The organism is Salmonella sp. 5800 (genome assembly GCF_046558195.1).
GTDB lineage: Bacteria > Pseudomonadota > Gammaproteobacteria > Enterobacterales > Enterobacteriaceae > Salmonella > Salmonella enterica.
Genome location: NZ_JBGDOX010000011.1, coordinates 39,602 through 59,373 on the forward strand (window position 1 = coordinate 39,602; position 19,772 = coordinate 59,373).

The following is a 19,772-nucleotide window of genomic DNA, read 5'->3' on the forward strand; positions in this document are numbered from 1 at the left end:
TTTCTTTTTCTGTTAGAATGCGCCCCGAACAGGACGACAGGGCGTAAAATCGTGGGACATCTATGGTCTGGATTGATTACGCCATTATCGCGGTGATTGCTTTTTCCTGTCTGGTTAGCCTGATCCGCGGCTTTGTTCGTGAAGCGTTATCGCTGGTGACGTGGGGCTGTGCTTTCTTTGTCGCCAGTCACTACTACACTTACCTGTCTGTCTGGTTTACGGGCTTTGAAGACGAACTGGTTCGTAATGGGATTGCTATCGCGGTACTGTTTATCGCGACGCTTATCGTCGGCGCTATCGTGAATTTTGTGATAGGTCAGCTAGTAGAGAAGACCGGCCTGTCGGGAACTGACCGGGTGTTGGGGATCTGTTTCGGCGCACTGCGAGGCGCGCTGATTGTCGCCGCCATTCTGTTCTTCCTTGATACCTTTACCGGCTTGTCGAAAAGCGAAGACTGGAGCAAATCGCAGCTCATCCCGCAGTTCAGCTTCATCATCAGATGGTTCTTTGACTATCTGCAAAGCTCGTCGAGTTTCTTGCCCAGGACGTAACAGGTTCTGAGATGTGGCTTAACGAGGAAAATGACGTATGTGCGGTATTGTCGGTATCGCCGGTGTTATGCCGGTCAACCAGTCGATTTATGACGCGTTAACAGTGCTCCAGCATCGTGGTCAGGATGCTGCCGGTATCATCACCATTGATGCGAATAACTGCTTCCGCTTGCGTAAGGCAAACGGGCTGGTGAACGATATTTTTGAAGCTCGCCACATGCAGCGTTTGCAGGGCAACATGGGGATCGGCCATGTGCGCTACCCTACCGCAGGCAGCTCCAGCGCTTCCGAAGCGCAACCTTTTTACGTTAACTCGCCGTATGGCATCACGTTGGCCCATAATGGCAACCTGACTAACGCGCACGAGCTACGTAAAAAGCTGTTTGAAGAAAAGCGCCGTCATATCAACACCACCTCCGATTCCGAAATCCTGCTCAATATTTTCGCCAGCGAGCTCGACAACTTCCGTCACTATCCGCTGGAAGCCGACAATATTTTTGCCGCGATTGCCGCGACTAACCGTCAAATCCGCGGCGCCTATGCCTGCGTGGCGATGATTATCGGCCACGGCATGGTGGCTTTTCGCGATCCGCACGGCATTCGCCCGTTAGTGCTGGGCAAGCGTGACGTTGGCGATGGACGTACGGAGTATATGGTCGCTTCTGAAAGCGTGGCGCTGGATACGCTGGGCTTTGAGTTTCTGCGCGATGTCGCGCCGGGCGAAGCTATCTATATTACCGAAAAGGGGCAACTGTTCACGCGCCAGTGCGCGGATAATCCGGTCAGTAATCCCTGTCTGTTCGAGTACGTTTACTTTGCTCGCCCGGACTCCTTTATCGACAAGATCTCCGTCTACAGCGCTCGTGTGAATATGGGCACCAAACTTGGCGAAAAAATCGCTCGTGAATGGGAAGATCTGGACATCGACGTCGTGATCCCTATCCCGGAAACCTCCTGCGATATCGCACTGGAAATTGCCCGTATTCTCGGCAAGCCATACCGCCAGGGATTTGTCAAAAATCGTTACGTGGGACGTACCTTTATCATGCCGGGCCAACAGCTACGCCGTAAATCCGTGCGCCGTAAGCTCAATGCTAATCGCGCGGAATTCCGCGATAAGAACGTCCTGCTGGTGGATGATTCCATCGTGCGTGGCACCACATCAGAGCAGATCATTGAGATGGCCCGGGAGGCCGGTGCGAAGAAGGTTTATCTGGCGTCCGCCGCGCCGGAAATTCGTTTCCCCAACGTCTATGGCATTGATATGCCGACCGCCAATGAGCTGATCGCGCATGGTCGCGAGGTGGATGAGATTCGTCAGATCATCGGCGCAGACGGGCTTATCTTCCAGGATCTGAACGATCTGATCGAAGCCGTACGCGCGGAAAATCCGGATATCCAGCAGTTTGAATGTTCGGTATTTAACGGGGTATATGTCACCAAAGACGTAGACCAGCAATACCTCGACTTCCTGGATTCATTACGTAATGACGACGCCAAAGCGGTGCTGTTCCAGAACGAAATGGAAAACCTGGAAATGCATAACGAAGGCTAATGGCTTTGCCAGCGGCGCGATGCCGCTGGCCGATGTCAATTACGCACCACGCCGAAGCGAATAGCGTATTTTTGTACTTTGTACTGTAACGTGGTGCGCGATACGTTAAGGCTGCGGGCCGCGGCGGCAATATTCCCCTGATGCGTATCCAGCGCGGTTTCTATTAAATGCCTTTCGTAGTTGGCAACCCGTACCTCCAGCGACCCTTCATACTGCGGATCGGGTGACGAGGGAAGGGGATTTTCCGGCGCGGTTTCCGGTACGCCTAAATTTAACTCGTCCTGTTCAAAAATGATGTGTTTGAGCAGCCCGTCTTTTTCCTGCATGATCATGCTGCGTACAATCGCGTTTTCCAGCATCCTGACATTACCCGGCCAGGCGTGATTGAGCAGATCAGCACGCGCCGTCTCGCTTAATCCGTGAATATCCTGCGGCACGTCATTACGGTATTTATCAATAAAATAATTCGCCAGTAAGGGAATATCTTCCGGGCGGGCGCGCAGCGGCGGTAACGTCAACATTCCGACGCTCAACCGATAAAAAAGATCTGCCCGCAGACGTTCTTGTTGAATTAATTTGACGGGCGCTTCGTTCATGGCGGCAACGATCCTGACATCAGAGTGGAGTTGCTGTTGTCCGCCGAGCCGCCAGAAGGTTTTATCCTGCAAGAATCGCAGCAGCTTACTTTGCATCTCTATCGGCATGGCGTTCAGCTCATCAAGAAAGAGCGTTCCCCCGTTTGCCAGTTCCAGATAGCCTTGGCTATTTTCCGCGCCGGTATAGGCGCCGCGCACGGTGCCGAAAAGCGTACTTTCGATAAGCGTAGGCGGTAGAGCGCCGCAGTTCAGGGCGATAAATGGTTTATTCGCCCGCTTGCTGCATTGATGGATCAGGCGGGAAAATAGCTCCTTACCCGTACCCGTCTCCCCGACAATCGTCACCGGAATATTACTGGCGGCCAGCCGTTTGGCTTTGGCGATATTACTGAGCATTTCCGGGTTTTCGGTAATAATGGCATGGTGCTTCTCATGGTGATCGGCATACAGCAGTTGGTTCAGTTCTACCACCTGCTCCTGGAGCCGCCTGACGCCGGACATATTCCTGCCGATTTCGATAACGCCGACCATGCCGCCATCGCTTGCATAGAGCGGCGCGGTGGTGTGCTGATAGTCAACGGCCTGGCCTCGCGCATTGTAATAAATTTGATAATGGCCAATGTATTCCACGCCTTTTTTTAACGATGAAAGCATCGTACTTTGGGTCTCTTTCATGCCCGGATAGACATCCAGCATATGTTTTCCCATTGCCCGTTCAATACTGTAGCCGTCCAGATCCGCGCTTTCCTGATTGTAGTAAACGTATTCACCACGCTCATTAATGACGGCCAACGGCTGATGAATCAAATCGAAAAAGCGGGAAAACATCCTGAGCGCCGAGGCCAGTTCCTGATTGGTGGATGCCATACATGCATTCCTCATATCTATTGTTCATGTTGCCATTATAAAAGTGACGAATTTTCGTCGTTGTGATGAATAGCAAACTCAATGACGAAAATGAGAAACAGCTTATTTTTATAAATAATTGATTATTTTGATAAAAAATAGTGGCATGCCTTTTGCTTTATCCCTGTAAAGAATGAGGATTTTTACCATAAACATTAAGCAGAGGGCGTTATGACTGACTCGATTATGCAGAATTACAACCAGCTACGTGAGCAGGTAATCAACGGCGATCGCCGTTTCCAGCACAAAGACGGTCATTTGTGTTTTGAAGGGGTCGATCTGGACGCTCTGGCGCGCCAGTACCCCACGCCGTTCTATGTGTTTTCTGAGCCGGAGATTATTCGTAACATTCATGAAATCCAGCAGGCATTTGCGGCGCATAAAAATACCAAAACCTTCTTTGCGTCAAAAACCTGCTCGGTCATGGGGGTGTTGAAAGCCATTCGTGACGCCGGAATTTGCGCGGAGGCAAACTCACAATATGAGGTTCGCAAGTGTCTGGAGATAGGCTTTCGCGGCGATCAGATCGTCTTCAACGGCGTGGTGAAAAAGCCTGCCGATCTGGAATATGCCATCGCTAACGATCTGTATCTTATTAATGTTGATAGCCTGTATGAGCTGGAACATATTGATGCCATCTCTCGCAAGCTGAAGAAAGTCGCCAATGTTTGCGTCCGTGTAGAGCCGAATGTTCCCTCGGCGACGCATGCGGAACTGGTTACCGCTTTCCATGCGAAGTCAGGTCTCGACCTGGAACAGGCGGAAGAAACCTGCCGCCGCATTCTGGCGATGCCTTATGTGCATTTGCGCGGCTTGCATATGCATGTGGGTGATCAGGTGCCGGAGTCAGAGCCTTTCGCAAAAGCGACTAAAGTGCTGGTGGATGAATCCCGTCGCCTGGAAGAGGTGCTCGGTATTAAATTTGATTTGATCAACGTGGGCGGCGGAATTCCGGTTCCCTATAAATATGACGACGAGAATGGCGACCCGTTAAAAGATAATATGTATGCCGGTATTACCGCCCAGGATTTTGCCGATGCGGTCATTCGCGAAGTGCATAAATGGCGTACCGATGTGGAAATATGTATTGAACCGGGACGTAAAGTGACCGGGTCGGCGGCGGTGTTACTGACGGAAGTCTCCTGCGAAAAACGTAAAACAAATTACGATCTTAACGGCAATGTGGAATGCCACGTTGAATGGAAATTTGTCGACGCTGGTTACAGCGTACTCTCTGACAGCCAGCATTTTGACTGGTTCTTTTATGTCTATAACGCATCTCGCATGACGGCAGCGCACGACGCCTGGATAAAATTAGCCGGGCCGCTGTGTGATGGCGGAGATTATTTCCACATGGGAGTGAAAGGTGAAGAGTTTTTACTGCCGAAGGAGACTCATGTTGGCGATATTGTCGCGTTTCTTGATGCCGGGGCATACACCATTGAAAGTCAAACCGTTTATAACAACCGTCCGCGCACGGGCGTGGTGATGATCGATAAAAATGGTGAAACGCGTCTGATTCGTCGGGAAGACAGTTACGAAGATATGGTCAAGTACGACATTTATTAATACTGTTTTGGGCTTCAGTTTTATGCTGAAGCCCGTCGTCAGATGATAAGAAGAGGGCAGTGATGCCTGAATGCATAACAGGAGATGGCCATGAGTAACACGAATTCTGGCTTACTTGGCATCAAAGACATTGTCTTTATGAATGTCATCGCTATTCTGAGTTTGCGGCAAATCCCTAACGTGGCGCCTTACGGGGCATCGGCCATGTTGTTATGGGTGATAGCCGCATTCTGCTTGTTTTTTCCTTTAGCGATGGTATGCGGCGAGCTGTCAACCGGCTGGCCGAAAGATGGTGGGATATTTGTCTGGATTAAAGAGGCATTTGGTAAACGTATTGCATGGATTGTCGTGGTTTGTTTTCTCTTTTCCTGCGTACTGTTTTTCCCATTAATGCTGCAATTCGGCTTTACCGCGTTGGGCTATATGATCGGCGGCGGCCTGGCGGAAAATAAAGCGTTTATCGGTATTGGTTCCGCGGTAATTTTTTGGCTATTAACGCTGATGAATATCCGCGGGATGGAATGGACAAAAATTATTAATAGCATCAGCGCCTGGTGCGGCGTATTTATTCCCTCCGCCATCCTCATTTTGCTGGCGGTAGTATGGCTATGTACCGGACACCAGATGCAGACGGACTACACTACAGCGAAAAACTGGATTCCGGATCTCGGACACTGGGATACGATCGTTTTCTTATCCAGCATGATGTTTGCGTTTGCCGGACTGGAGGTCGCCCCGATGATTGCCGGGCGTACCCGTAATCCACAGCGTGATTTTCCGCGAGCGATGGCCGTCTCCGCCGCCGTTATCGTTGGGATCTATATGGTCGGCACCTGGGCGCTAAACACGCTTTTACCCGCCGGGAAAACCGACATCGTGGCAGGCGTCATGCAGGCTATGCATGCTGCTGCGGACACGCTGCATATGCCGTGGTTAATTCCTGTTATGGCCATCTGTATGTTTTTTGGCGCTCTCGGGCAGATTAACTCCTGGCTGGTGGGGCCGATTTATATGCTCCAGGAAGCCTCGCGTGAAGATAATCTGCTGGGGGACCGAATCGGCAAATTACATCCGGTGTGGAAAACGCCCGCCTTTGCCTTGACTGTACAGGCGATTATTGTCACGGTCCTGTGTTTTTCGACTTTTATTTCGCCAAGCGTTGCGGCGGCTTACTGGATGTTAACGGCGCTAACGACCATCACCTATTTTATTCCTTATCTGGTGATGTTCCCGGCGTTCTGGCGTTTACGTAAGACTCAGCCGGATACGCCAAGAAGTTTTAAAATTCCGGGCAAGGTTTTACCGGCTATTTTACCCGCGCTGGGCTTTCTTTCTATCGCCTTTGCCGTTGCGCTGTTATTTATTCCGCCTTCTCAAATTGATATGGGCGGATATTTCCAGTACGCCGGGAAAATTATTGGCGGAGCCGTGCTGGCGGTTGTCGTCGCGGAGTACATTTACCATCGGGCGCAGAAACGTAATGCCCGTTTAAGCATGGCGGGAGGAAAATAAAATGTATATGCCAGTTCTGGAAATAAATCTACGCAAGCTGGAAGAAAACGCCCGCACGGAAAAAGCTCTGCTGGCAAGTAGCGGTATTGACGTGATGGCTGTCAATAAAGTTTTTGACGGCTGCGTGGAAACCGCGCAGGCGGTGTTCAACGGCGGAATTACCGTTATTGCTGAATCACGAACCTATAATTTGAAAAAAATACGCGAGACAGGATGTACGACTTGCCTGTTACGCAGCCCGTGTCTGAGTGAAATCGAAGATGTGGTGCGCTACGCGGATATTAGTTTAAATAGCGAGCCGGTGGTATTACGGGCATTATCGCAAGAAGCCCAACGCCAGGGGAAAACGCATCAGGTATTACTGATGGTGGATATGGGCGATTTACGCGAGGGTATCTGGTTTGGTGAATATCAACGCATTCTTGAGACCGTGACTCTGATTACTGGTCTGCCCGGTCTGGAATTATATGGACTGGGCACCAACTTTAATTGTTACGGCACCGTGTTGCCAACGGTAAAAAATGGCGAGGATTTTCTGGCGCTGGCCGCCCGGCTGGAAGCCGACAGCGGTATTCCTGTCCGGCGGCTTTCTGCGGGAAATTGCACCAGCTATCACCTGCTGGATAAAGGTATCTGGCCGCAGGGACTGAATCATCTGCGCATCGGCGGACTGCATGAATTCGGCATTGAATATGTGGACATGAAATACCTGAATGAATTTCACCACTCCGCAAAACCGGTCGATAAAGCCTGTTCCGATATGTATATCCTGGAAGCGGAAATCATCGAACTGAACAGTAAACCGACCGTCCCGGTCGGGGAGCTGGGCGTCGATGCCTTTTTGCAAAGTAAAACCTTTGTCGATCGTGGCATACGCCGACGCGCATTGCTGGCGTTTGGGCGCCAGGATGTGCCGTCGGATAACTGTGTGCCATGCGACGACGCTATCACTATCTTAGGGCAAACCAGCGATCATACGCTGGTGGATATTGAAGATTGTCGTCAGTCGCTAAAAGTAGGCGATGTGGTTCGCTTTGAGCTGGATTATACGGGCCTGTTAATGGCCTGCCAGACCAAAGGCGTCGCCTGGAGGTTTACGCGTTAACGCATAACCGCCGCGGCTATGTCGCGGCGGCATCTTTGACCTCACGAAAGACAGGGAGTAACGATGGATACCCTGCAACAATCACCGCCAGCAGAGCCTGAAGGCGGTCTGCGGCGTAACCTGAAGAAACGGCATCTGCTGATGATGTCGCTGGGCGGCACGATTGGCACCGGCTTATTTATCGGCATTGCCGAGCCGTTAAGCAGCGTCGGGCCGGCGGGAACCTTACTGGCCTATCTGTTTGCCGGAACCATTATGCTGGCGACGATGATGTGTCTTGGCGAATTATCATGCGCCTTTCCTCACTCCGGTTCATTTCAACATTACGCGCTGATGTTTATGCCGTCACCTTGCTGGAGCTATACCATTGGCTGGCTTTACTGGTTTAGCTGGGTCTTTTCCCTGGCAGCCGACCTCACTGCCGCAGGGTTTATTGCTCACCAGTTTTTCCCCGCGGTTCCGGTATATATGTTCTGCCTGGCGATTCTGCTCATCCTGACGGCCATCAATCTTACCTCCGCAAAAAGTTTTGGCGAATGCGAATACTGGCTTTCGGCCATTAAGGTCTTCGCGATCGTGCTGTTTATCTGCGCGGGCGGAGTCATGATCTACTCGCTAATGGGCCATAGTGACTGGCACCCGACGTTAAAAACAGACGGAATGTGGTTTCCACACGGTTGGGAGCAAATTGTGGTCTGTATGACGATCGTGATTTACTCCTTCCAGGGGGTGGAACTGGTAGGAAATGCGGCAGGAGAGACCGAATCGCCGCACATTATTTTACCGAAAGTGATCCTGGGGATCGGTCTCAGAATCATTTTGTTTTACGGCCTGGCGATTGCGGTGCTGGCGCTGGTCTATCCGCATGAACTGACGCCAAATGGACAAAGTCCCTTTGTATGGGTATTCTCCCACGCGGGCATTCCGGGGGCGGATACGCTGATGACGCTGGTGATCTTTTCCGCCGCGGTTTCTGCCGCTAACTCGGCCATTTACGCCAGTTCGCGTATGCTGTGGTCTATGGCGGGCGATCGCTTTGCGCCAGCCTGCTTTGGTAAAACGAACGGCGGCGGCGTGCCGGTGTATGCTATTTTAATCACGGCCTTGCTGGCGTTGGTGTCGTTGCTGACCCGCTATATTCCCGCACAGCAATTTTATTTATATCTGATCGCCAGTACCGGGCAGGTGGGTTGCCTGGCATGGATAACCATCGGATGGTGCCAGTATCGTTTCCGACAATCGGTGCGTAATGGAACGTACGCCAGCGATTTGCTACGCTATCGATCGCCGCTTTTCCCCTGGACGGCCCGATTTGTCATTATCACCAATTTTGCCATTATGGTCGGCACCTGGTTTAGTGAGCAAGGGGTAGTGATAATGTTGGTTGAGCTGGCTTTTATGATAGGGATTCTTTTGTCATGGTATCTCTTCAGACCCACTTTGAGCCGATTACGTAACACAGTGGGATGAACGGCGCTCGTAAACGGTAAGAGAACATGAAACGACTCATTGTAGGAATTAGCGGCGCCAGCGGAGCGATTTATGGCGTGCGCTTATTACAAATTTTGCGCGATGTCGATAGCGTGGAAACGCATCTGGTGATGAGCCAGGCGGCCCGGCAAACGCTGGCGCTGGAGACCGATTTTTCGCTGCGCGAGGTGCAGGCGCTGGCCGATGTGACGCACGATGCGCGCGACATTGCCGCCAGCATTTCCTCGGGCTCTTACCCGACGGCGGGAATGGTTATCTTGCCCTGTTCGATTAAAACGCTGTCGGGGATTGTCCACAGTTATACTGACGGACTGCTTACCCGCGCGGCGGATGTGATATTAAAAGAGCGGCGACCTCTGGTGCTGTGTGTGCGTGAAACGCCGCTGCATATCGGGCATTTGCGTTTAATGACTCAGGCCGCTGAGATAGGCGCGGTGATTATGCCGCCGGTTCCGGCTTTTTACCATCTTCCTCAGACGTTAGATGATGTTATAAATCAAACGGTTAACCGAGTTTTGGATCAGTTTGATATCCCCCTTCCGCACGATCTTTTTGTTCGCTGGCAGGGCGCATAGCGTTGTCTGTTTAGCGTGCATTATTGTCCCTGTTGCCCTGTTTCAGGGCAATTTTGTAACCGCGATCATATCCTCAACATTTAATTCGTTAAAAGCCGCCGAAACGCTGCGGTTCAACCGTCATACCTGCTATCTTCAACATCAGGACAATATTGCAACGTTTTATTAACAAATTTAACGTCGAATCGTTTTGCTGACGTGAAAATGGCATAAGACCTGCATGAAAAAGTCTGCAAACACACAACACCACGTAAAACATAAGAAAATGACGCCACTTGAGGGGTATGTATGAAGAAGACCGTTCTCGCTTTGTCTTTGCTGATAGGTTTGGGTGCGACGGCGGCCAGTTACGCCGCGCTCCCGCAAACGGTTCGTATTGGAACAGATACCACCTACGCGCCTTTCTCATCAAAAGATTCCAAAGGCGAGTTTATTGGCTTTGATATCGATCTCGGTAATGAAATGTGTAAGCGTATGCAGGTGAAATGTACCTGGGTCGCCAGCGACTTTGATGCGCTTATTCCCTCACTAAAAGCAAAAAAAATTGATGCCATTATTTCATCGCTCTCTATCACCGATAAACGCCAGCAAGAAATTGCGTTTTCCGACAAACTTTACGCTGCGGATTCACGCCTGATTGCGGCAAAAGGGTCTCCCATTCAGCCGACGCTGGAATCGCTGAAAGGCAAGCATGTCGGCGTGCTGCAAGGGTCCACGCAAGAGGCTTACGCCAATGATAACTGGCGCACAAAAGGTGTGGATGTGGTGGCTTATGCCAACCAGGATCTTATCTATTCCGATTTAACTGCCGGTCGTCTGGATGCCGCATTACAGGATGAAGTCGCCGCCAGCGAAGGTTTCCTGAAGCAGCCTGCGGGCAAAGAGTATGCGTTTGCCGGTCCTTCCGTGAAGGATAAAAAATATTTTGGCGACGGGACGGGGGTTGGGCTGCGCAAAGACGATACCGAGCTAAAAGCCGCGTTTGATAAAGCGCTGACCGAACTGCGCCAGGACGGAACTTACGACAAAATGGCCAAAAAGTACTTCGATTTTAATGTCTACGGCGATTGAGAAAAGGGGATAACGCGCCGCGATGGGGAACTATCACGGTGCAAAATAGATGTTTTGCACCTTTTTGGTGCATAAGCCGTTGCGGAACAGGCACATAAATGCATACTTAATCGATTTTTATGCAAAATAAACCGGCTGACAAGGTAGAATGCTTTGCCTTGTCGGCCTGATTAATGGCACGATAGTCGCATCGGATCTGTAAAGATCTCCTGGAAAGACAGTCTGTTGAGGATAGTTATGAAAAAACTGGCGTTATCCCTTTCTCTGGTGCTGGCATTTTCCAGCGCTACCGCAGCATTTGCCGCTATTCCACAAAAGATTCGTATCGGTACCGATCCTACATACGCGCCGTTTGAATCCAAAAATGCACAAGGTGAATTGGTCGGCTTTGATATCGATCTGGCCAAAGAGCTGTGCAAACGTATCAACACACAGTGTACGTTCGTGGAAAACCCGCTGGATGCGCTGATTCCGTCTTTAAAAGCGAAGAAAATTGATGCCATCATGTCCTCGCTGTCCATCACTGAAAAGCGCCAGCAGGAAATCGCGTTTACCGACAAGCTTTACGCCGCTGATTCCCGTCTGGTGGTGGCGAAGAACTCTGATATTCAGCCGACCGTCGCGTCGCTGAAAGGCAAGCGCGTCGGCGTGCTACAGGGGACGACGCAGGAGACCTTCGGCAATGAGCACTGGGCGCCGAAAGGGATTGAGATCGTCTCTTACCAGGGGCAGGACAACATTTATTCCGATCTGACGGCGGGTCGTATTGATGCAGCGTTCCAGGACGAGGTCGCGGCCAGCGAAGGTTTCCTTAAACAGCCCGTCGGAAAAGACTATAAATTCGGCGGCCCGGCGGTGAAAGATGAGAAGTTATTCGGCGTAGGAACCGGTATGGGGCTGCGCAAAGAGGATAACGAGCTGCGCGAAGCGCTGAACAAAGCCTTTGCTGAAATGCGTGCTGACGGTACTTACGAAAAGCTGGCGAAAAAGTACTTTGATTTTGATGTTTATGGCGGTTAATCACCGTCGGTGCAGATAAAGCCCAAAGAATGTTGACTGTCTGCATTGCCTGATGGCGCTGTGCGTGTCAGGCCTACGGGGAGCATCGTAGGCCGGGCAAGGCACAGCCGCCATCCGGCGTGATGTGAGGCAAAAATGCAAAAGAGGCTTCTTACTTCACCACACACAACAGGACAGGCTGCATGTTGTACGGGTTTTCAGGCGTAATTTTACAGGGCGCGATCGTCACGCTGGAACTGGCGCTCAGTTCCGTGGTGCTGGCCGTGCTTATCGGTCTTGTCGGCGCGGGGGCGAAGCTTTCGCAAAACCGGGTAACGGGGCTTATTTTTGAAGGATACACCACCCTGATTCGCGGGGTGCCGGATCTGGTCTTAATGCTGCTGATATTTTACGGATTGCAAATCGCGCTTAACGTGGTGACCGATTCGCTGGGTATCGACCAGATAGATATTGATCCGATGGTGGCCGGTATTATCACCCTTGGTTTCATCTACGGCGCCTATTTTACCGAAACCTTTCGCGGCGCGTTTATGGCGGTGCCGAAAGGCCATATCGAGGCGGCGACGGCTTTTGGTTTTACCCACGGGCAAACCTTCCGGCGGATTATGTTCCCGGCGATGATGCGTTACGCCCTGCCGGGGATCGGCAATAACTGGCAGGTGATACTCAAAGCGACGGCGCTGGTGTCGCTGCTGGGCCTGGAAGATGTCGTCAAAGCCACGCAGCTTGCCGGTAAAAGCACCTGGGAGCCTTTCTATTTTGCCGTGGTCTGTGGACTTATCTACCTGGTATTTACCACCGTTTCCAATGGTGTGCTGCTCTTACTTGAGCGTCGCTATTCCGTGGGCGTGAAGAGGGCCGATTTGTGATTGAGATCATTGAGGAGTACTGGAAATCCCTGCTGTGGACGGATGGCTATCGTTTTACCGGCGTGGCGATTACGCTGTGGTTGTTAATTTCATCGGTGGTGATGGGCGGTCTTCTGGCGGTGGTTCTGGCGGTAGGTCGCGTTTCCAGTAATAAATTCATCCGTTTTCCCATCTGGCTGTTTACGTATATTTTTCGCGGTACGCCGCTGTACGTACAGCTACTGGTGTTCTATTCGGGGATGTATACGCTGGAGATAGTCAAAGGCACCGATCTTCTTAACGCGTTTTTCCGCAGCGGACTGAACTGTACCGTACTGGCGCTGACGCTGAATACCTGCGCGTACACCACGGAAATTTTCGCCGGGGCGATTCGCTCGGTGCCGCACGGTGAAATTGAAGCGGCACGGGCCTATGGCTTCTCGTCATTTAAAATGTATCGCTGCATTATTTTGCCGTCGGCATTACGCATCGCCTTGCCTGCCTACAGCAACGAAGTGATTTTAATGCTGCACTCTACGGCGCTGGCGTTTACCGCGACGGTGCCGGATTTGTTGAAAATCGCCCGCGATATTAACTCAGCGACTTACCAGCCGTTTACCGCGTTTGGCATTGCCGCCGTGTTGTATTTACTCATTTCGTATGTCCTGATAAGCCTGTTCCGTCGGGCGGAAAGACGCTGGTTGCAGCACGTGTCCTCTAAATAATTCGAGTAACATGATGTCAGAAAATAAATTACACGTTATCGATTTGCACAAACGCTACGGCGGTCATGAAGTGCTGAAAGGGGTATCGCTGCAGGCCCGCGCCGGAGATGTGATTAGCATCATCGGCTCGTCCGGCTCCGGTAAAAGCACTTTTTTGCGCTGTATTAACTTCCTCGAAAAACCGAGCGAAGGCGCGATTATCGTGAACGGTCAGAACATTAATCTGGTGCGCGACAAAGACGGGCAGCTCAAAGTGGCGGATAAAAATCAGCTACGCTTGTTGCGTACCCGCCTGACGATGGTGTTTCAGCACTTTAACCTCTGGAGCCACATGACGGTGCTGGAAAATGTGATGGAAGCGCCGATTCAGGTACTGGGATTAAGCAAGCACGACGCGCGCGAGCGGGCGTTGAAATATCTGGCGAAGGTGGGGATTGATGAGCGCGCTCAGGGCAAATATCCCGTCCATCTCTCCGGCGGCCAACAGCAGCGCGTTTCTATTGCGCGCGCGCTGGCGATGGAACCTGACGTTTTACTGTTCGATGAACCTACTTCGGCGCTCGATCCTGAACTGGTCGGCGAAGTGTTGCGCATCATGCAACAACTGGCGGAAGAAGGCAAAACGATGGTGGTGGTCACGCATGAAATGGGCTTCGCTCGCCATGTCTCTTCGCACGTTATTTTTCTGCATCAGGGGAAAATTGAAGAAGAGGGCGATCCGGAGCAGGTGTTCGGCAATCCGCAAAGCCCGCGTTTACAGCAATTCCTGAAAGGCTCGCTGAAATAAAAGAAGCCCGGCGGCGCATCGCTTACCGGGCAGGATACGGCGCTTTGGGAACTAGCGAATCACATCCGCCAGCGCCTCTTCTAAATCATACCAGCGAAATGCGAATCCGGCGGCTTCAAGCCGTTTTGGCAGCGCCCGCTGTCCGCCCAGCACCAGCACTGACGACTCTCCCATCAATAAGCGAATTGCCGTCGCCGGAATGCGAATAATCGCCGGACGACGCAGCGCACGACCCAGCGCATGAGCAAAATGCTCATTATGGACGGGATAGGGCGAGACCATATTGAAGGGACCGCGAAGATCGTTATCCAGCAGCCACAGGATGCCGTTGACCATATCGTCGATGTGAATCCAGGCCAGATATTGCCGACCATTACCCACCGGACCGCCGAGTCCGAGGCGAAACGGCGGAACCATTTTCCCCAGAATCCCGCCTTGCGGCGCCAGGACAACGCCGGTACGCAGCAGGCAGACGCGGGTCTGGTCGCTCTGCGCACGACAGGCAATCTGTTCCCAGCGGGCGCAAAGTTTATGCGTAAATTCGTTGTGCGGCGGCTCATCTTCAGTGACGACAACGTCGCCCAGATCGCCGTAATAGCCCGTGGCGGAGCCGGATATCAACACCGAGGGCGGCGTTGCGCTGGCATGAATTAAATCCACCAACTTTTGCGTGATAGCCCAGCGGCTTTGGCACAACCGTTCTTTTTGTTGCGACGTCCAGCGCTTGTCGGCAATCGGTTCGCCCGCCAGATTGATGATGGCATCAATCTCATTGAGGTGCTCACGTTCCGCCAGCCCTTTCCATAATGTCACTCTGGAATCGAGAATCTGACGCGCGTTATCGGGATTGCGCGTAACGACCGTCACCTGGTGCCCCAGTGTTAACAGCCGGGGAATGAGATGACGCCCTATCAGGCCCGTACCGCCAGTAATCAGAATCTGCATATGACCTCCAGAGTAGGGAGGATTTCCTCTTCCCTAATGTCAGTTTTTTAATACGAATAAGGGTGCCGGACGCAGGTTTTTTCCGTGTATACACCTCTACATCATACATGATGTATGCTACCGCGTTACGCTTTCGTACTGTTACAGTGCAGTTGCGCTTGTAACAGCGCGCGCGCTGTCGCAGGACGCGTGCGAATGCGTTCAAACCAGTTATACACCGCCGGGTAGGTATCAAGATCGATTCGCTGACGCTGATGTGCGTTAACCCACGGCCAACTGGCGATATCCGCAATACTGTAGTGGTCGCCGCCCAGCCACGGGGAGGTTTCCAGGCGTTTATTCAGGACGTTGTATAAGCGTTGCGTTTCAACCTGATAGCGTTCAATCGCATAGGGGATGGCCTGCGGCGCAAAGTGGTTAAAGTGGTGATTCTGGCCCAGCATCGGCCCTAACCCGCCGACCTGCCAGAACAGCCATTGCAGCGTGGTATGGCGTTCACGCAGCTCCCCGCTAAGCAGTTTGCCGCTTTTTTCCGCCAGGTAGAGAAGAATTTCGCCGGATTCAAAAAGACTAAGCGGTTGACCGCCGTCTGCCGGGGCGTGATCGACGATGGCAGGAATTTTATTATTGGGAGAGATAGCCAAAAAATCAGGGCGAAACTGATTGCCCTTGCTGATATCTACTTTTAGCAAACGATACGCCAGCTCCGCCTCTTCCAGAAACAGCGTTATTTTATGCCCGTTGGGCGTGGGGGCGTAGTAAAGGTCAATCATTTTGGCTCCTGCATATGCGTAAAGAGTCTGGGCTGAATTAAGTATAGAAAGCCTCCTGATGTGTGTTAGTTTTCATCAGGTGACAGCAGGCGAAAGACGCTATATTTTGGGAAGAAACCTAATACGCCCTCAAGAGGACATTATGAGTAAGCCTGTTATTGTGCTGTGGTCGGATGCGAACTTTTTCTCTCCCTACGTCTTGTCCGCTTGGGTGGCATTACAAGAAAAAGGGCTTTCCTTTACTCTGAAAACCCGCGATCTGGACCAGGGAGAACATCTGCAACCTGGCTGGCGGGGATATGCGCTGACGCAGCGCGTACCGGTGCTTGAGGCCGACAATTTTGAGCTGAGCGAGTCGTCCGCTATTGCGGAATACCTGGAGGAGCGTTTCGCGCCGCCGCAGTGGGAGCGTATCTACCCGCACGATTTACAAAAACGCGCCCGCGCGCGACAGATTCAGGCGTGGCTACGCAGCGATTTACTGCCGCTTCGCGAAGAACGGCCTACCGACGTGGTGTTTGCCGGGGCGAAAAAAGCGCCGCTAAGCGAGGCTGGAAAAGCCAGCGCGGCAAAACTGTTTGCGACGGCTGAAGCGCTATTGGGGCAGGGGACGCAAAATTTATTTGGTGAATGGTGCATTGCCGATACCGATCTGGCATTGATGATCAATCGTCTGGCGCTGCATGGCGATGACGTGCCGGCGTCGCTGGCGGCGTATGCGACATTCCAGTGGCAGCGTGCTTCCGTACAGCGTTTTATTGCGCTTTCCTCGAAGCGTTCAGGCTGAAAATCTATTCATATTCCAGTATCATAACGCCGTTTTTCACAACGAGGAGTGAGCGATGAAACTGATGTTCGCATCGGACATTCATGGTTCTTTACCCGCCACGGAACGCGTGCTTGAGCGGTTCGCGCAAAGCGGCGCGCGTTGGCTGGTGATATTAGGCGATGTCCTTAACCACGGGCCGCGAAATGCGCTGCCTGAAGGCTATGCGCCCGCTCAGGTCGCCGAACGCCTGAACGCGGTGGCGACGCAAATCATTGCCGTGCGCGGCAACTGCGATAGCGAAGTGGATCAGATGCTGCTGCATTTTCCGATAACTGCGCCGTGGCAGCAAATATTGACGCAAGAGAGGCGGCTATTTTTAACGCATGGGCACCTCTTCGGGCCGACGAATCTGCCCGCTCTGCATACTGGCGATGTGTTGGTCTATGGTCATACGCATCTGCCGGTGGCGCAACAGCAGGAAGGACTGTATCACTTTAATCCTGGGTCAGTGAGCATCCCGAAAGGCGGGTATGCGGCAAGCTACGGTATTCTGGATGATAATGTGTTGAGCGTAATCGCACTCAATGATCAAAGTATCATTGCGCAGGTTGCAATTAACTCGTAATTTACCTCACAAACGTAAATGCGCCGTAAGAGCGCCAGAAATAAGAAGGTTTCCTGATGGTGGAACAGCGTCGTTTGGCAAGTACGGAATGGGTGGATATTGTGAATGAAGACAATGAAGTCATTGCACAGTCCAGCCGGGAACAGATGCGTGCGCAACGCTTACGGCATCGTGCGACGTATATCGTCGTTCATGATGGTATGGGTAAAATTCTGGTGCAGCGTCGTACCGAAACAAAAGATTTTTTGCCCGGTATGTTAGATGCTACCGCAGGCGGCGTGGTCCTGGCTGATGAGCAGCTACTGGAATCTGCCCGCCGCGAAGCGGAAGAAGAGTTGGGTATTGCAGGCGTGCCGTTTGCCGAACACGGTCTGTTTTACTTTGAAGACCCACATTGCCGGGTTTGGGGCGCGCTGTTTAGCTGCGTTTCCCACGGGCCTTTCGCGCTTCAGGAAGATGAAGTCAGCGAAGTGTGTTGGCTGACCCCGGAGGAGATCACCGCGCGCTGTGATGAATTTACGCCGGACTCGCTCAAAGCGCTGGCGCTGTGGATGACCCGCAACGCCAAAAACGAAGCCGCGCTCCAGGAGAAACCGGAAGAGACGGAATAAGCGTTTTAGCAGCTTTCCCGCATACATAAACTGGAGGCGATGGATTTTCGATCGCTCCAGTTTCCCTGATTTAACCTTTCCAACAGCGCCCGTCCGGCTTCACTGCCAATCTTACGGTGCGGTACGGCCATTGTGGTTAACGGCGGCTGGCAGACCCGGCTGACATCGCTATCGCCAAACCCGACCACCGCTAAATCGTCCGGAACTTTGATCCGCCGTCGTTGGCACTCGTATAACGCGCCGCAGGCCAGCTCATCCGATACGCATACCAGCGCGTCCAGCTCCGGCCACGCCAGTAAAAACTCCGGCAGCTGCGACGCGCCGGTAGAAAAATTGGGCGGCAAGGCGGCATTAATCACCCGGTTTGGCGACATATGGTGGCGAAGCATCGCTTTGTACCACCCGTGCAGATGTTGCTGAAAAATCCACTGCTCCTGATTGGCGCATAGCAGCCCGATATTCTGATAACCGCGCTGAATCAGCATTTCCGTCAGCTCATACATTGCCGCAACGTTATCAATACCGATATTCATATCAATAGGATCGCTGCGAATCGCGCCCATCTCCATCACCGGGATAGAGGCATTTTTCAGCCACTGGCGCACGGTAGTGCTATGTTCGACGCTAAGCAGAATCGCCGCGGCAATGTTGGAGGCCAGCAGCGTTTCGAGCAGCTTCTCCTCTTGTTCCACGCGATGCTGCGATTCCGCCAGCATAATCTGGTAGCCAGCGGGCTGTAAAATTTGTTGCAGCCCGGCGAACATTTCAGAACACCCCGCTTCCGCAAGGTTCGGTACGACCATTGCGATGGTGTGCGAGGAGGCAGACGCCAGCGCGCTGGCGGCGAGATTAGGCATATAGCCCAGCTCATGCACTGCCGCTTCGATTTTTTCCCGGAGTTTATCAGAGACCTGTTCCGGCGTGCGTAAGGCTCGTGATACGGTCATCGTGCCTACACCGGCAAGTTGGGCTACATCGGCGATAGTCACTTTACCGGTACTGCGCCGTTTACGGGGTATCGACATACAAATTCCTGCGTCATTACAACATGTTGAGATGCTTTTTTATTGTCGTTCTTTGCTTCGCATGACTGGCAGTATACGCCTTAAATCCGCTTTTTTGCTGTGATTTCACACCATGATTTTAATTTGATAGCGCTATCACAATTCTGAGTAATAGTCGCTGGTAGCGCTATCTTTGTGATAACGATCGCAGCTAATATCGAATGGCTTGAATAAAGTTTGTTCATAATTTCATACACCGTGGGGGCGAATAACATGCTGGGAACCTGGTTATCTGACGCAACCATCACGCTACGGGAGAGCGTGGAAACGTGGCCGCAGGCGCTGGAAATTTGCGGCAAACCCCTGCTGGACGCAGGTGTTATCGCACCGGAATACCTTACGGCGATTGTTCAGCAGCACCAAAAGCTTGGGCCGTATTATGTATTAGCGCCAGGGTTAGCGATGCCGCATGCGAGGCCGGAAGAGGGGGCGAAAGGGTTAGGTTTATCGTTACTGAAACTACAGCGCGGCGTTTCATTTGGCGCAGACGAATTTGATCCGGTTGACATCATTATTATGCTGGCGGCGCCTGATAAGCACAGTCATATCGAAATGATATCGGCGCTGGCGGAATTATTTTCCAGTGATGTAGATATGGAAAAATTACATCAGGCAAAAAACCTGGAGGACATTAAAGCGATTATTGACCGTTTTTGATTTTATTCCATTTTCTT

Annotated in this window: 20 protein-coding genes; 16 read left to right on the top strand and 4 right to left on the bottom strand. The window is 52.0% G+C overall.

Annotated features, from left to right (window positions below):
• Positions 1-62 precede the first annotated feature (62 nt).
• Both cvpA and purF read left to right on the top strand, forming a co-directional pair.
• Positions 63-551 carry a colicin V production protein gene (gene cvpA / locus ACLJZ5_RS18405; RefSeq protein WP_000262102.1) on the top strand — a complete coding sequence of 163 codons (489 nt, stop codon included), beginning with the start codon at positions 63-65 and terminating at the stop codon, positions 549-551.
• A 37-nt stretch (positions 552-588) separates the two neighbouring features.
• Positions 589-2,106 (top strand): amidophosphoribosyltransferase, encoded by a 1,518-nt coding sequence (purF, locus tag ACLJZ5_RS18410; RefSeq protein WP_000334205.1) that lies wholly within the window; start codon positions 589-591, stop codon positions 2,104-2,106.
• Positions 2,107-2,141: 35 nt separating this feature from the next.
• On the opposite strand, the gene ACLJZ5_RS18415 is transcribed toward purF, so the two are convergent.
• On the bottom strand, positions 2,142-3,569 hold the full coding sequence (locus ACLJZ5_RS18415) for a sigma-54 interaction domain-containing protein (protein ID WP_000168925.1): 1,428 nt from the start codon (positions 3,567-3,569) through the stop codon (positions 2,142-2,144).
• A 210-nt stretch (positions 3,570-3,779) separates the two neighbouring features.
• Here ACLJZ5_RS18415 and ACLJZ5_RS18420 point away from each other — a divergent pair, with 210 nt between their 5' ends.
• The 10 genes from ACLJZ5_RS18420 to hisP all read left to right on the top strand — a co-directional run bounded on the left by ACLJZ5_RS18420 (position 3,780) and on the right by hisP (position 14,311).
• Positions 3,780-5,177 carry a diaminopimelate decarboxylase family protein gene (locus ACLJZ5_RS18420; protein WP_000132306.1) on the top strand — a complete coding sequence of 466 codons (1,398 nt, stop codon included), beginning with the start codon at positions 3,780-3,782 and terminating at the stop codon, positions 5,175-5,177.
• A 90-nt stretch (positions 5,178-5,267) separates the two neighbouring features.
• Positions 5,268-6,689: an APC family permease gene (locus ACLJZ5_RS18425; protein ID WP_000072512.1), complete on the top strand. Its 1,422-nt coding sequence runs from the start codon at positions 5,268-5,270 to the stop codon at positions 6,687-6,689.
• 1 nt (position 6,690) lies between these two features.
• Entirely contained in the window at positions 6,691-7,794 is a 1,104-nt protein-coding gene (locus tag ACLJZ5_RS18430; RefSeq protein WP_000281907.1) for an alanine/ornithine racemase family PLP-dependent enzyme, read from the top strand.
• A gap of 63 nt (positions 7,795-7,857) precedes the next feature.
• On the top strand, positions 7,858-9,264 hold the full coding sequence (locus tag ACLJZ5_RS18435) for an amino acid permease (RefSeq protein ID WP_000380356.1): 1,407 nt from the start codon (positions 7,858-7,860) through the stop codon (positions 9,262-9,264).
• A 26-nt stretch (positions 9,265-9,290) separates the two neighbouring features.
• Positions 9,291-9,860, top strand: a complete 570-nt coding sequence (locus tag ACLJZ5_RS18440; protein ID WP_000825677.1) for a UbiX family flavin prenyltransferase — start codon at positions 9,291-9,293, stop codon at positions 9,858-9,860.
• Between the two features lie 288 nt (positions 9,861-10,148).
• The gene (gene argT, locus ACLJZ5_RS18445) at positions 10,149-10,931 is read left to right on the top strand and encodes a lysine/arginine/ornithine ABC transporter substrate-binding protein ArgT (protein ID WP_024798433.1); all 783 of its coding nucleotides are present in this window, start codon (positions 10,149-10,151) and stop codon (positions 10,929-10,931) included.
• 237 nt (positions 10,932-11,168) lie between these two features.
• On the top strand, positions 11,169-11,951 hold the full coding sequence (gene hisJ, locus ACLJZ5_RS18450) for a histidine ABC transporter substrate-binding protein HisJ (RefSeq protein ID WP_000731868.1): 783 nt from the start codon (positions 11,169-11,171) through the stop codon (positions 11,949-11,951).
• A gap of 182 nt (positions 11,952-12,133) precedes the next feature.
• Positions 12,134-12,820, top strand: a complete 687-nt coding sequence (locus tag ACLJZ5_RS18455) for a histidine ABC transporter permease HisQ (RefSeq protein WP_000965498.1) — start codon at positions 12,134-12,136, stop codon at positions 12,818-12,820.
• The gene (hisM, locus tag ACLJZ5_RS18460; RefSeq protein WP_000569757.1) at positions 12,817-13,524 is read left to right on the top strand and encodes a histidine ABC transporter permease HisM; all 708 of its coding nucleotides are present in this window, start codon (positions 12,817-12,819) and stop codon (positions 13,522-13,524) included. Before ACLJZ5_RS18455 ends, hisM begins: the two co-directional genes overlap by 4 nt.
• 13 nt (positions 13,525-13,537) lie before the next feature.
• Positions 13,538-14,311: a histidine ABC transporter ATP-binding protein HisP gene (gene hisP, locus ACLJZ5_RS18465; protein WP_001293591.1), complete on the top strand. Its 774-nt coding sequence runs from the start codon at positions 13,538-13,540 to the stop codon at positions 14,309-14,311.
• Positions 14,312-14,362: 51 nt separating this feature from the next.
• Here hisP and ACLJZ5_RS18470 read toward each other — a convergent pair whose 3' ends face one another.
• Together ACLJZ5_RS18470 and yfcG are read right to left on the bottom strand one after the other, a co-directional pair.
• Positions 14,363-15,256, bottom strand: a complete 894-nt coding sequence (locus ACLJZ5_RS18470; RefSeq protein WP_001166274.1) for a TIGR01777 family oxidoreductase — start codon at positions 15,254-15,256, stop codon at positions 14,363-14,365.
• 125 nt (positions 15,257-15,381) lie between these two features.
• Complete coding sequence (yfcG, locus tag ACLJZ5_RS18475) at positions 15,382-16,029, bottom strand: GSH-dependent disulfide bond oxidoreductase (protein ID WP_000566563.1); 648 nt, start codon at positions 16,027-16,029, stop codon at positions 15,382-15,384.
• A gap of 142 nt (positions 16,030-16,171) precedes the next feature.
• On the opposite strand from yfcG, the gene yfcF reads away from it, so the two are divergent.
• From yfcF to yfcD, 3 genes are read left to right on the top strand one after another with little or no spacing between them, the layout of a single operon-like run.
• Positions 16,172-16,816 (top strand): glutathione transferase, encoded by a 645-nt coding sequence (gene yfcF / locus ACLJZ5_RS18480; protein ID WP_000043010.1) that lies wholly within the window; start codon positions 16,172-16,174, stop codon positions 16,814-16,816.
• Positions 16,817-16,871: 55 nt separating this feature from the next.
• Positions 16,872-17,423 (top strand): phosphodiesterase, encoded by a 552-nt coding sequence (gene yfcE, locus ACLJZ5_RS18485; RefSeq protein WP_000772458.1) that lies wholly within the window; start codon positions 16,872-16,874, stop codon positions 17,421-17,423.
• A gap of 56 nt (positions 17,424-17,479) precedes the next feature.
• Complete coding sequence (gene yfcD / locus ACLJZ5_RS18490) at positions 17,480-18,034, top strand: NUDIX hydrolase YfcD (RefSeq protein ID WP_031617859.1); 555 nt, start codon at positions 17,480-17,482, stop codon at positions 18,032-18,034.
• A gap of 5 nt (positions 18,035-18,039) precedes the next feature.
• Here the strand turns inward: yfcD and ACLJZ5_RS18495 are convergent, their stop codons facing one another.
• Positions 18,040-19,059: a LacI family DNA-binding transcriptional regulator gene (locus ACLJZ5_RS18495; RefSeq protein ID WP_000026949.1), complete on the bottom strand. Its 1,020-nt coding sequence runs from the start codon at positions 19,057-19,059 to the stop codon at positions 18,040-18,042.
• Positions 19,060-19,311: 252 nt separating this feature from the next.
• Between ACLJZ5_RS18495 and ACLJZ5_RS18500 the strand changes: the two genes are divergently transcribed.
• On the top strand, positions 19,312-19,755 hold the full coding sequence (locus ACLJZ5_RS18500; protein ID WP_024798164.1) for a PTS sugar transporter subunit IIA: 444 nt from the start codon (positions 19,312-19,314) through the stop codon (positions 19,753-19,755).
• Positions 19,756-19,772: the final 17 nt, after the last annotated feature.